The organism is Amycolatopsis sp. lyj-90, from assembly GCF_046549035.1.
Taxonomy (GTDB): Bacteria; Actinomycetota; Actinomycetes; order Mycobacteriales; family Pseudonocardiaceae; genus Amycolatopsis.
In genome coordinates this window covers 120,722-132,402 of record NZ_JAJPWP010000010.1, presented here as the reverse complement: position 1 = coordinate 132,402, position 11,681 = coordinate 120,722, and the positions used below count along the sequence as shown (strand labels likewise).

Annotated in this window: 21 protein-coding genes; all 21 read right to left on the bottom strand. The window is 65.7% G+C overall.

From position 1 onward, the window contains the following. Positions 1–22: 22 nt before the first annotated feature. Positions 23–628 (bottom strand): 30S ribosomal protein S4, encoded by a 606-nt coding sequence (gene rpsD / locus ACLJPX_RS33710; RefSeq protein WP_101612180.1) that lies wholly within the window; start codon positions 626–628, stop codon positions 23–25. 23 nt (positions 629–651) lie between these two features. Then, entirely contained in the window at positions 652–1,059 is a 408-nt protein-coding gene (gene rpsK / locus ACLJPX_RS33705; protein ID WP_004558885.1) for a 30S ribosomal protein S11, read from the bottom strand. Between the two features lie 18 nt (positions 1,060–1,077). Then, positions 1,078–1,263 (bottom strand): hypothetical protein, encoded by a 186-nt coding sequence (locus tag ACLJPX_RS33700; RefSeq protein WP_034304268.1) that lies wholly within the window; start codon positions 1,261–1,263, stop codon positions 1,078–1,080. Further along, on the bottom strand, positions 1,260–1,640 hold the full coding sequence (rpsM, locus tag ACLJPX_RS33695; protein ID WP_101612179.1) for a 30S ribosomal protein S13: 381 nt from the start codon (positions 1,638–1,640) through the stop codon (positions 1,260–1,262). Before rpsM ends, ACLJPX_RS33700 begins: the two co-directional genes overlap by 4 nt. 205 nt (positions 1,641–1,845) lie before the next feature. After that, the gene (gene rpmJ / locus ACLJPX_RS33690) at positions 1,846–1,959 is read right to left on the bottom strand and encodes a 50S ribosomal protein L36 (RefSeq protein WP_004558882.1); all 114 of its coding nucleotides are present in this window, start codon (positions 1,957–1,959) and stop codon (positions 1,846–1,848) included. A gap of 36 nt (positions 1,960–1,995) precedes the next feature. Next, positions 1,996–2,217 carry a translation initiation factor IF-1 gene (gene infA / locus ACLJPX_RS33685; protein ID WP_005166804.1) on the bottom strand — a complete coding sequence of 74 codons (222 nt, stop codon included), beginning with the start codon at positions 2,215–2,217 and terminating at the stop codon, positions 1,996–1,998. A gap of 468 nt (positions 2,218–2,685) precedes the next feature. Next, positions 2,686–3,462 (bottom strand): type I methionyl aminopeptidase, encoded by a 777-nt coding sequence (gene map, locus ACLJPX_RS33680; RefSeq protein ID WP_101612178.1) that lies wholly within the window; start codon positions 3,460–3,462, stop codon positions 2,686–2,688. 44 nt (positions 3,463–3,506) lie between these two features. Beyond that, positions 3,507–4,061, bottom strand: a complete 555-nt coding sequence (locus ACLJPX_RS33675; protein WP_101612177.1) for an adenylate kinase — start codon at positions 4,059–4,061, stop codon at positions 3,507–3,509. Continuing rightward, positions 4,058–5,365, bottom strand: a complete 1,308-nt coding sequence (gene secY / locus ACLJPX_RS33670) for a preprotein translocase subunit SecY (protein WP_101612176.1) — start codon at positions 5,363–5,365, stop codon at positions 4,058–4,060. The genes ACLJPX_RS33675 and secY overlap by 4 nt, the downstream gene beginning before the upstream one ends. A 322-nt stretch (positions 5,366–5,687) precedes the next feature. Next, a complete protein-coding gene (locus tag ACLJPX_RS33665; protein WP_410604434.1) occupies positions 5,688–6,320 on the bottom strand; it encodes a LysE family translocator in 633 nt (210 codons plus the stop codon). Between the two features lie 50 nt (positions 6,321–6,370). Then, positions 6,371–7,144: a hypothetical protein gene (locus tag ACLJPX_RS33660; protein WP_410604433.1), complete on the bottom strand. Its 774-nt coding sequence runs from the start codon at positions 7,142–7,144 to the stop codon at positions 6,371–6,373. A 218-nt stretch (positions 7,145–7,362) separates the two neighbouring features. Beyond that, positions 7,363–7,809 (bottom strand): 50S ribosomal protein L15, encoded by a 447-nt coding sequence (gene rplO / locus ACLJPX_RS33655; RefSeq protein ID WP_005166797.1) that lies wholly within the window; start codon positions 7,807–7,809, stop codon positions 7,363–7,365. Then, positions 7,806–7,991: a 50S ribosomal protein L30 gene (gene rpmD, locus ACLJPX_RS33650; protein ID WP_076163011.1), complete on the bottom strand. Its 186-nt coding sequence runs from the start codon at positions 7,989–7,991 to the stop codon at positions 7,806–7,808. Before rpmD ends, rplO begins: the two co-directional genes overlap by 4 nt. A gap of 1 nt (position 7,992) precedes the next feature. Beyond that, positions 7,993–8,640: a 30S ribosomal protein S5 gene (rpsE, locus tag ACLJPX_RS33645; RefSeq protein WP_076163010.1), complete on the bottom strand. Its 648-nt coding sequence runs from the start codon at positions 8,638–8,640 to the stop codon at positions 7,993–7,995. 31 nt (positions 8,641–8,671) lie between these two features. After that, positions 8,672–9,070 (bottom strand): 50S ribosomal protein L18, encoded by a 399-nt coding sequence (gene rplR, locus ACLJPX_RS33640; RefSeq protein WP_076163415.1) that lies wholly within the window; start codon positions 9,068–9,070, stop codon positions 8,672–8,674. A 2-nt stretch (positions 9,071–9,072) separates the two neighbouring features. Beyond that, positions 9,073–9,609 carry a 50S ribosomal protein L6 gene (rplF, locus tag ACLJPX_RS33635; RefSeq protein WP_410604432.1) on the bottom strand — a complete coding sequence of 179 codons (537 nt, stop codon included), beginning with the start codon at positions 9,607–9,609 and terminating at the stop codon, positions 9,073–9,075. 16 nt (positions 9,610–9,625) lie between these two features. Beyond that, positions 9,626–10,024: a 30S ribosomal protein S8 gene (gene rpsH / locus ACLJPX_RS33630; RefSeq protein ID WP_101612172.1), complete on the bottom strand. Its 399-nt coding sequence runs from the start codon at positions 10,022–10,024 to the stop codon at positions 9,626–9,628. Between the two features lie 182 nt (positions 10,025–10,206). After that, on the bottom strand, positions 10,207–10,392 hold the full coding sequence (locus ACLJPX_RS33625) for a type Z 30S ribosomal protein S14 (protein WP_005166789.1): 186 nt from the start codon (positions 10,390–10,392) through the stop codon (positions 10,207–10,209). 4 nt (positions 10,393–10,396) lie between these two features. Continuing rightward, positions 10,397–10,960 (bottom strand): 50S ribosomal protein L5, encoded by a 564-nt coding sequence (gene rplE, locus ACLJPX_RS33620; protein WP_410604431.1) that lies wholly within the window; start codon positions 10,958–10,960, stop codon positions 10,397–10,399. 2 nt (positions 10,961–10,962) lie between these two features. Continuing rightward, positions 10,963–11,277, bottom strand: coding sequence for a 50S ribosomal protein L24 (rplX, locus tag ACLJPX_RS33615; RefSeq protein WP_076163007.1), 315 nt, complete (start codon positions 11,275–11,277; stop codon positions 10,963–10,965). A gap of 3 nt (positions 11,278–11,280) precedes the next feature. Continuing rightward, the gene (gene rplN, locus ACLJPX_RS33610; protein ID WP_005166785.1) at positions 11,281–11,649 is read right to left on the bottom strand and encodes a 50S ribosomal protein L14; all 369 of its coding nucleotides are present in this window, start codon (positions 11,647–11,649) and stop codon (positions 11,281–11,283) included. Between the last annotated feature and the right edge of the window lie 32 nt (positions 11,650–11,681).

Genomic DNA, 11,681 nt, shown 5'->3' with positions numbered 1-11,681 from the left:
GGATCTCCGGCCCGGTGATGGATCACTTCGAGTAGAGCTCGACGATCAGCTGTTCCTGAACCGGAACGTCGATCTGAGCGCGCTCCGGGAGCTGGTGGACCAGCACACGGAGGTTGGACGGAACAACCTGGAGCCACGCGGGAACGGGACGTTCGCCGAACGACTCCTTGGCAGCGACGAAGGGCAGCATCGCGAACGACTTCGGCCGCACGTCGATGATGTCCCACTTGCTGACCTGGAACGAGGGCACGTTGACCTTGATGCCGTTGACCACGAAGTGACCGTGGCTCACCAGCTGACGCGCCTGACGGCGGGTGCGGGCGATACCGGCGCGGTAGATCACGTTGTCCAGACGGGACTCGAGGATCTGCAGCAGGTTCTCACCGGTCTTACCCGGACGCCGGACGGCTTCCTTGTAGTACCGGACGAACTGACGCTCGAGAACGCCATAGGTGTAACGAGCCTTCTGCTTCTCCTGCGACTGCAGGAGGTACTCGGACTCCTTGATGCGCCCGCGGCCGTGCTGGCCCGGCGGGTAGGGGCGACGCTCGAAAGCCTGGTCGCCGCCGATGAGGTCAACCTTGAGGCGACGCGAAATACGCGTCGCGGGGCCGGTGTAACGAGCCATTTCTTCTTACTCCTCCCCGTTCCTCAGACCCGGCGCCGCTTGGGCGGGCGGCAGCCGTTGTGAGGCTGCGGGGTCACGTCCTGGATGGTGCCGACCTCGAGGCCGGCCGCCTGCAGCGAGCGGATCGCCGTCTCGCGGCCCGAACCCGGGCCCTTCACGAAAACGTCGACCTTCTTCATGCCGTGTTCGGCAGCCTTGCGGGCGGCGTTCTCGGCGGCCATCTGCGCGGCGAACGGGGTGGACTTACGCGAGCCCTTGAAGCCCACGTGACCACTCGACGCCCACGCGATCACGGCACCGGTGGGGTCCGTGATCGAGACGATGGTGTTGTTGAAGGTGCTCTTGATGTGCGCGTGGCCATGCGCGACATTCTTCTTTTCCTTGCGGCGGACCTTCTTGGCCCCCGCCGCAGTACGAGACTTCGGTGGCATGTTCTGAGGGTTCTCCTGTTAGCGCGCGTTCTCTTGGTGAGCGGCGACCGCTTCGGCCTGGCCGCGACGGATGATCGATCCGGCGTCGGTGTACAGGTTGCGGAGCGCCATCGGGCGGGCGTAGAGCGCCTTGGGCGAGACACAAGCCGAGCCGCGACGGCGGACGCCGCCCATCTGCACGACCTTCTTGCCCTGGACGCTCACTTCTTGCCAGCCTTCTTCTTGCCGGCGACCGTCTTCTTCGGACCCTTGCGGGTGCGGGCGTTGGTCTTGGTGCGCTGACCACGGACGGGCAGTCCGCGACGCCAGCGAAGGCCCTCGTAGCACCCGATCTCGATCTTCCGACGGATGTCGGCGTTCACCTCACGGCGAAGGTCACCCTCGACCTTGAAGTTCTCTTCGATGTAGACCCGCAGCTTGGCGAGGTCGTCATCGCTCAGATCCTTGACGCGAGTGTCCGCGTTGAGCTCGGCAGCCGCGACGAGCTGCTTCGAGCGGGTACGGCCGATGCCGTAGATGTAAGTCAGCGCGATCTCCAACCGCTTTTCGCGGGGGAGGTCTACGCCAGCGAGTCGTGCCATTGGCGTTGATGCTCCTTCATAGAATTCGTCTTCAGGTCTGCTCCCCGTCCGGTCCCGGGACCGACTCGCCTGTCGTGCCCTTGGCTTGCGCTTCGGGTGTCCCGGCCCCGGCCTGAAGTCCGGGGGTGAACCGGGCCGTTCGCACGGCCCGGCAGGTGCGGGGAGATTGTGTAGCCGTCAATCCACTCTGAACGAGTGCGAGTGATCAGCCCTGCCGCTGCTTGTGCCGCAGGTTTTCGCAGATCACCATGATCCGGCCGTGACGGCGGATCACCTTGCACTTGTCGCAGATCTTCTTGACGCTCGGCTGGACCTTCACGTCTCCTGCTCTCCTGCTTGTGCTAACTCGTCGTGATCACTTGTAGCGGTAGACGATGCGACCACGAGACAAGTCGTAGGGCGAGAGCTCCACGACAACCCTGTCCTCGGGCAGGATGCGGATGTAGTGCTGCCGCATCTTGCCGCTGATGTGTGCAAGGACCTTGTGGCCGTTCTCCAACTCGACGCGGAACATCGCGTTGGGGAGCGGCTCGACTACGCGGCCTTCGACCTCGATGGCCCCGTCTTTCTTGCCCATGTCCTCCGCATTTCCTGTCGCTACGCTGTGTTATCAGTCAGAGCTTGAGTGCTTGGCTGGGTGGTGCTTCGGCACACTCCTCCCCGGGTCCAATGTCCGTTCGCGAGAATTCACGAGCGCGCAGGATCCGGGCGCGATGAGTACACCGACTTGACAGTGTACGCAACCCGTGTCGTGAGCCCCAAACGGGGGGTAACCGTGTTAGGTGACCCGAGAGCCCACCGGTGGCGACCTCAACCATCGTACGCCTCCGCCGACCTGCGTTTAGCGGGCTAATCGCGCTCCGGCGGGGCTGTGACCTGGTGCGCTCGGCTGGCGAGGTGCACCCGATGGGGCCAACGCCCGGGCGTCTCATCGGCGGGTCTCGGCATTGCGCCGACCAGCGGGCGGACTTGCGTTTAGCGGGCTAATCGCGATCCGGGGGCCACTTGCGTTTAGCGGGCTAAACGCGATCCGGGGCCAGAGGGATCAGGCGTCTTCGGGGGCAGTCAGCACCCACGGGCCGTCATCGGTGATGGCGACGGTGTGTTCCCAGTGCGAGGCCCGCGAGCCGTCAGCGGTCACGACGGTCCAGCCGTCCTCGAGTTCGACGGTCTCACCGCCGCCGCCGGTCAGCATGGGCTCGATCGCGAGCGCCATCCCGGTCTTGAGCCGCGGGCCCTTGCCCGGTTTGCCCAGGTTCGGCAGGAAGGGATCCATGTGCATCTGGCGCCCGATCCCATGACCGCCGTATTCGACGATCATCCCGTACTCGACGCCGTCGTCCCGGCCCGCCTTCTCGGCCGCTGTCTGCACGGCGTACGAAATGTCCGTGAGCCGGCCGCCCGCCGCCACCGCGGCGATCCCCGCCCACATCGCGGCCTCGGTGGCCGCCGAAAGCGCCAGATCCGCCTTCGACACCTCACCGATCGCGAGGGTGACCGCGGAGTCGCCGTGCCAGCCGTCGAGGATCGCGCCGCAGTCGACGGAGATGATGTCGCCGTCGTTCAGGACCTGCGTCTTCGAGGGGATGCCGTGGACGATCTGCTCGTTCACCGAAGCGCAGATCGACGCCGGGAAGCCGTGGTAGCCCTTGAACGAGGGCACCGCGCCGGCGTCGCGGATCGTCTGCTCGGCGAGCTCGTCGAGATCGGCCGTGGTCGCCCCCGGCTTCGCGATCTCGCGCACCGCGGTGAGGGTGCGCCAGACGACCAGGCCGGCGGCCCGCATCGCCTGGATCTCACCCGGGGTCTTGATTTCGATCATGCGCCCACGACGAAGCCGTTGCAGTACACGCAGTCCTCCGAGGTTCACGTGCGGTCGCGCAGCGCTTCCAGCACGCGGGCGGAGATCTCGTCGACCGAGCCGACGCCGTCGACCGTGACGAGGATTTCCGCGTAGTACTCGAGCAGCGGAGCCGTCTCGGACACGTAGATCTGCTGACGCCGGCGGATGACCTCTTCGGTGTCGTCCGAGCGGCCGCGGGACAGCAGCCGCTCGACGACGACGTCTTCGGAGACCTGAAGCTGGATGACCGCGTTCAGCTCGGTGTCGACCTCGCCGAGGATCTCGCCGAGGACGTCCGCCTGCTTCGTGTTCCGGGGGAACCCGTCCAGCAGGAAGCCGACCTTGGCGTCGGGCTCGGCAAGCCGCTCCCGGACCATCTCGTTCGTGACCGAGTCGGGCACGAGTTCACCGGAATCCAGGTAGCGCTTGGCCTCCTGGCCCAGCGGCGTCTGCTCGCCCACGTGGGCGCGGAACAGATCGCCGGTCGAGATGTGCGGGATCCGGAGCTTCTCCGACAGTGCTACCGCCTGAGTACCTTTGCCCGCGCCAGGAGGGCCAACGAGAACCAGGCGCGTCACTTCAAGAACCCTTCGTAGTTACGTTGCATCAGCTGGCTTTCGATCTGCTTCACGGTGTCGAGACCGACACCGACCATGATCAGCACAGCCGTGCCACCGAACGGGAAGTTCTGGTTGTTCCCGCTACCGGTAACGGACAAGAAGAAGTTCGGAAGGATCGCGATGATGCCCAGGTACAGCGAGCCCGGCAGGGTGATCCGGCCGAGGACGTAGCTGAGGTATTCCGCGGTGGGACGCCCCGGTCGGATACCCGGGATGAAGCCACCGAACTTCTTCATTTCTTCCGCACGCTCGTCCACGTTGAACGTGATCGTGATGTAGAAGTACGTGAAGAAGATGATCAACGCGAAGTACAGCAGGACGTGCGCCCAGCTGGACTGGTTGACGATGTAGTTCTGGATGAAGACCTGCCAGCCGGAGTTGCTGTTGGCGTCGCCGACAAGGCGGGCGATCAGGTCCGGCAGGTAGAGCAGCGACGAGGCGAAGATGACCGGGATGACACCGGCCTGGTTCACCTTGATCGGCAGGTAGGTCGAGGTCCCGCCGTACATGCGGCGGCCGATCATGCGCTTGGCGTACTGCACCGGGATCCGGCGCTGGCCCTGCTCGACGAAGATGACGCTGGCGATGATCACCAGGCCGAACACGCAGATCAAGGTGAAGACCACCGGACCGGCACTGCTGAGGATGTTGCCACCCTCGATCGGGATCCGGGCCGCGATGTTCAGGAAGATCAGGACGGACATGCCGTTGCCGACGCCGCGCTCGGTGATCAGCTCACCCAGCCACATCATGACGGCGGTACCGGCGGTCATCGTGACGACGATGATGGCCAGCGTGTAGACGCTGTTGTCCGGGATGATCGCGGTCTCGCACTGCGGGAAGAGCTGCTTGCGGTCGGCGAGCGCCACCACACCGGTGGCCTGCAGGATCGCGAGCGCGATCGTCAGGTACCGGGTGTACTGGGTCAGCTTGCCCTGGCCGGCCTGGCCTTCCTTCTTCAGCTCCTCGAACCGCGGGATGACCACGGTGAGAAGCTGGACGATGATGCTCGCCGTGATGTACGGCATGATGCCGGTCGAGAACAGCGAGAGCTGCAGCAGCGCACCGCCGCTGAACAGGTTCAGCAGCTGATAGACGCCCTCCTGCGACCCGGTTTCCGTACATTGCTGGACGGCGGAGTACGAAATGCCCGGGGCCGGGATGGTGGCACCGATTCGGTAGACCGCGACGATGGCTAGCGTGAACAGGATCTTCTTACGTAGATCCGGCGTCGCGAGAGCCGAGCGGAAGGCGCTGAGCACGCGGGGGACCTCCTCGGCGTCGTCGGCTGTCTTACCGACGATCGGCTTGGCCGACCTGGGGCCGGCGGGAACACACAGCTTTCTGGCACAAGCCAGGAACGCTTCGGGGCACACTCGTCCCGAAGTGTGTCGCCGACTCTAACAGCTTCACAGGGCGTGTCCGCAGTGCGTGTGGGTTTTCCGAACGAAGGTTGGTCCGCAGGGTTGATCGACTTCCGCATCTTGCTCCGGAACCTTGACAGAACGCCCTGTCGTACCTTGCTTTCCGGGTCCCATCAGATCGCGATTAGGGGGCTAAACGCACCGTGATCAGGGAGCGGGTTCAGGAGCTCGAAGCGGCGAGGGCGCCCGCCATACCGAGGAGCACGACTCCGGTGCCGCGGTCGACGTTGCGGGTGGCCCGGCGGGACAACCGGAGCGACTTCACGAGCGTGCCGGCGCCGATGTAGGTCGCGCCCGCGACGAATTCGGCGAGCAGGTAGACGGCGCCAAGGATCGCGATCTGGGCAGGAAAGGAGCCGTGAGCTGCGTCGATGAACTGGGGCACGAACGCGGTGAAGATGAGGATCGCCTTCGGGTTCGTGATCGCGACGACGAATTCCTTCCTCGCTATCCGCAGGGCCGGTACGGATTCGGTGCCCCGGGGCTCCTGGAGCAGCGCGGTCCGGTCGCCGCGGAACGTCGACCACAACAGCCGTCCGCCGATCCAAAGCAGGTAGGCGACACCTGCCCATTTGATCACCGTGAGTGCAAGTTCAGAGGCGGCGAGGAGCTGTCCGAGCCCTGCGGCGACGGCCGTGATCAACACGGTGAACGCGGCCAATCGGCCTAACAGCCCGGCGAGCCCTTTCCATGCCCCTTGGGTCATGCCGTGGTGCAGGCCGAGCAGATTGTTCGCCCCTGGCGTAAAAGCCACGAGCACCGCCGCCCCGAAAAAGACCATCACCCAAGTCATCGGCCACCTCCTCCCCCACCGTATCGGCCGAGGCGAGCGCGTTTAGCGGGCTAATCGCGCTCTTTCGGGCCGGGCTCCGGCGGAGGGGCGAAGGCCGAGTAGTCCGGCGGCGGCTCGGGCCGCGGCTCCGGCGGGAGCACCGTGATGGAGATGCCGTCTTTCGGCGTGGGCATATCCGCGAGACCCGGATCCTCGGCCAGCGAGAGCTCGGGCTCCTCGACGCGGTGACTCATGACCGCCGCGCCCGCCGCGGCGACGACAGCGGCGAAAAGAGCCCAGATACCCGCGTCGAACGTCAGCGTACCGTCGGTGGGTTCACCCAGTTGGTGTCCGAAGCCCTGCATGGCGGCGGTGACGACGACCCCGGCGAGGAACACCGCCGCGCAGGTGTTGAGCCATCGGTCCAGGCTGCCCGGCCGTCGCAACCGGGCGGCGCGAGCGCTGACGATCGCGGCCGCCAGGAGGATCGCCGCAGCGATCAGCAAGGGAGCACCGACAGGCGACGCTGCTGTGACGAGGGAGGGACCACCATCCTGGATGACCTTCGTTTCCCACGCGCCTTGCACGACCACGATCACGATCTTGTCGGCGCGATCGAAGCCGAGCCGATGCTCCGTGGTGAAGAACGGGAAGAAACAGCCCACGAGGGTCATGACCAGTGCGAGGGTGGCCAGCCCCGCGGCGACGAGCCTGCGGGGCTCGGGCTTGCCGGTTCGAGCGGGCTCTGCCACCGGATCCAGGGGACCCGCCACCGAGACGACCGTCGGCGGCGCGTCCGTCTGCTGCTGGAAGGGCTGCGGATCCTGCCCAGGAGGTGTGTCCACCTCGTGATCCTTCCAGCTCGCTCCCCCGCCCGCCACGCTCGCGACCCAGGTCCGACCTGCGTTTAGCCCCCTAATCGCGATTCGGAGGCCGCCTGACCTCCCCGAGCCCAGATCGCGATTAGGGGGCTAAACGCACGTCGGCGGAGCGTGGCGAGCGCAAGCGAAAGGCCCGCCGGGCGGAGCCGGGCGGGCCTTTCGGTGAAGCGAGCGAAGAAAGCTCAGAGCGTGGTGGCGGAGCCACCGGCGGCGGAGAGCTTCTCCTTGGCGGAGCCGGAGAAAGCATCGGCGGTGACGTCCAGCTTGACGCCGTTCAGGTCACCGTTGCCGAGCACCTTCACGAGCTTGTTCTTGCGAACAAGACCCTTCGCGACGAGCTCCTCGTTGCCGACCTTGCCACCGTCCGGGAAAACGCGGGCGATGTCGCCCAGGTTCACCGGCTGGTACTCGGTGCGGAAGCGGTTCTTGAAGCCGCGAAGCTTCGGGAGCCGCATGTGGATGGGCATCTGCCCACCCTCGAAACCGGCGGGCACGTTCTTCCGGGCCTTGGTGCCCTTGGTACCGCGACCGGCGGTCTTGCCCTTCGAGCCCTCACCACGGCCGACGCGGATCTTGTCGCGCTTGGCGCCCGGAGCCGGACGAAGGTGGTGGATCTTGATGGCAGTCATGCCTTGACCTCCTCGACCTCCACCAGGTGGCGGACCGTGTGGATGAGGCCGCGAACCTGGGGGGTGTCTTCACGCACGACACTCTGCCGGATCTTGCGCAGCCCGAGGGTGCGCAGCGATTCACGGTGGTTGTGCTTCGTGCCGATCTTGCTCTTGACCTGGGTCACCTTGAGCTGAGTCATGTCAGACCCCCTGGCCCGCACGCTGACGCAGCATCCGAGCGGGAGCGACGTCCTCGAGCGGGAGACCGCGGCGAGCCGCGACCTCTTCGGGACGCTGCAGACCCTTCAGGGCCGCCACGGTCGCGTGCACGATGTTGATCGCGTTGTCGGAGCCGAGCGACTTCGACAGCACGTCGTGGACACCCGCGCACTCCAGCACCGCGCGGACCGGACCACCGGCGATGACACCGGTACCGGCGGAAGCCGGACGCAGCAGCACGACACCGGCGGCTTCCTCACCCTGGATCGGGTGGGGAATGGTGCCACCGACGCGGGGAACGCGGAAGAAGTTCTTCTTCGCTTCCTCGACGCCCTTGGCGATGGCCGCGGGAACTTCCTTGGCCTTGCCGTAGCCGACGCCGACCTGACCGTCGCCGTCACCGACGACCACCAGGGCGGTGAAGCTGAAGCGACGACCACCCTTGACGACCTTGGCGACGCGGTTGATCGTCACGACCTTCTCGAGGTGCGGGGTCTTGTCCTGGCCGGCCCCGCCACGACCGCTGTCGCGACGATCCCGGCCGCCACCACGACGTTCATTGCGGTCGTTGCCGCCCTGCCCGCCGGGTCCGCCCTGGCCGCCGCCGAATTGCCGTGTACGTCCCGGCATCAGGCTTTCCTTCCATTCACGAGCATCTGCATCAGAATTCCAACCCCGCTTCACGCGCGGCGTCGGCGAGCGCGGCGATGCGGCCGTGGTAGGCGTTGCCACCACGGTCGAACACCACGGTCGAGACACCGGCGTTCTTGGCGCGGGCGGCGACGAGTTCCCCGACCTTGGCGGCCTTGGCCTTCTTGTCGCCGTCCAGGGCGCGGACGTCCGCCTCGAGGGTGGACGCCGACGCCAGGGTCTTGCCGGCGAGGTCGTCGATCAGCTGCACGGCGATGTGCCGCGACGAACGCTTGACGACCAGGCGCGGACGCTGGTCCGTGCCGTTGATCTTCTTGCGAAGGCGGAAGTGCCGACGGGCCTTCGCGACGCGGCGGCGGGTCGAAATGTCCTTGCCGACCGGCTTGCGCTTCGTAGTCGTGTCGCTCATGATCACTTACCCGTCTTTCCGACCTTGCGGCGGATCTTCTCACCCTCGTAGCGCAGGCCCTTGCCCTTGTACGGGTCCGGGCGGCGCAGCTTGCGGATGACCGCGGCGATCTGGCCGACCTTCTGCTTGTCGATGCCCGAAACCGAGAACCGGGTGGGGGTCTCGACCTTGAAGGTGATTCCTTCCGGGGCCTCGATCTTCACCGGGTGGCTGTAGCCGAGGGCGAACTCGAGGTCCGAGCCCTTGGCCTGCACGCGGTAACCGACACCGTGGATTTCGAGCTTCTTCTCGTAGCCCTCGGTCACACCGACGACGAGGTTGTTGACCAGCGTCCGGGTGAGACCGTGCAGGGCACGGCTGTTGCGCTCCTCGTCGGGACGCTTCACCTGGAGCGTGCCGTCGGCGTGCTCCACGGTGATCGGCTCGGCGATGACGTGTTCAAGAGTGCCCTTGGGCCCCTTGACCTTGATCTGCTGACCTTCGATGGTCACCTCGACCCCGGAGGGGACGGCGACCGGCAGCTTTCCAATGCGTGACATGTCTGTGCCCCCTTCCTTACCAGACGTAGGCGAGGACTTCGCCGCCCACGCTGTTTCGCTTGGCCTGACGATCGGTCTGGAGCCCGGAAGACGTCGAGATGATCGCGACGCCGAGGCCACCGAGAACGTTCGGCAGTTCGGTCGATTTTGCGTAGACCCGCAGGCCGGGCTTGGACACGCGGCGGAGGCCGGCGATGCTGCGCTCACGGTTGGGGCCGTACTTCAGCTCCACGATGAGGTTCTTGTGCTTCTCGCCCGGCTCGTCGCGGTAGCTCGCGATGTAGCCCTCGCGCTTGAGGATCTCGGCGATGTTCGCCTTGATCTTCGAGTGGGGAAGCACGACCTCGTCGTGGTAAGCCGAGTTCGCGTTACGCAGACGGGTCAAGAAGTCTGCGATGGGGTCGGTCATCGTCATGGTGACCTGTCAACCTTTCTCGCCCTGGTTCCCTGCACAACTGCGGGGCCTGTGGCGAAGTGGGAGTTCTGTATCCGATTGTTTGCCAATCCGACCGGCAGTCACGGCGGAAAGGGTCCGGATGAGCCGGTCGGCTCGGACCGTATCCGCCTGCTTTCGGGCCGGATTGGCAAAGGAGACTCTTACCAGCTGGACTTGCGGACGCCGGGCAGCTCGCCCGCGTGTGCCATCTCGCGAAGGCAGATCCGGCAGAGCCCGAACTTGCGGAACACCGAGTGCGGGCGACCGCACCGCTGGCAGCGCGTGTAACCGCGCACCTTGAACTTCGGCGTCTTCGCGGCCTTGTGGACCAGTGCTTTCTTGGCCATCGACTCAGTTCTCCTTGAACGGGAAGCCGAGCTTGCGAAGCAGCGCGCGACCCTCGTCGTCGGTGTTGGCGGTGGTGACGACAGTGACGTCCATACCGCGCGGGCGGTCGATGGCGTCCGGATCGATCTCGTGGAACATCGACTGCTCGTTGAGACCGAACGTGTAGTTGCCGTTGCCGTCGAACTGCTTCGGCGAAAGCCCGCGGAAGTCACGGATACGCGGCAGCGCGATGGTCAGCAGCCGGTCGAGGAACTCCCACATCCGGTCGCCGCGCAGCGTGACGCGCGCACCGATCGGCTGGCCCTCACGCAGCTTGAACTGCGCGATGGACTTGCGAGCCTTGCGAACCTCGGGCTTCTGCCCGGTGATCGCGGCCAGGTCCTTGATGGCGCCTTCGATCAGCTTGCTGTCACGGGCGGCGTCACCGACACCCATGTTCACGACGACCTTGACGACGCCCGGGATCTGGTGGACGTTCTCGAAGGAGAACTCCTCCTGGAGCTGTCCCTTGATCTCCTCGCGGTACCGCACCTTGAGGCGCGGGGCGATCTTCTCTGCGGTGGTCATGATCAGATGTCCTTACCGTTACGGCGCGAGACCCGGACCTTCTTGCCGTCCTCGCCGATGCGGTAGCCCACCCGGGTCGGCTTGCCGTCGGAGTCGACGACCATCACGTTCGACACGTGGATGGGCGCCTCCTGGGTGACGATGCCACCGGACTGCGCGCCACGCTGGGTCTGGGAGATCCGGGTGTGCTTCTTGATCCGGTTCACGCCCTCGACCAGCACACGCTCGCGCTCGGGGTAGGCCTGAATGACCTTGCCCTTGGCGCCCTTGTCCTTGCCGGCGACGACGACGACCGTGTCGCCCTTCTTCACCTTCATGCTCTACAACACCTCCGGCGCGAGCGAAATGATCTTCATGAACTTTCGGTCGCGCAGCTCGCGGCCCACCGGGCCGAAGATGCGGGTGCCGCGGGGCTCATTGTCGTTCTTGATGAGCACAGCAGCGTTCTCGTCGAAGCGGATGTAAGAACCGTCCGGACGACGGCGCTCCTTGCGCGTGCGAACGATGACCGCCTTGACGACGTCACCCTTCTTCACGCCGGCAGCCGGCATGGCGTCCTTCACGGTGGCGACGATGATGTCGCCGATACCCGCGTAGCGCCGCCCCGAACCGCCGAGAACGCGGATGCAAAGGATTTCCTTCGCGCCCGTGTTGTCGGCAACCCGAAGCCGCGACTCCTGCTGGATCACGTCAACTCCTGTATGTCGCGCTGGTTCTCGCG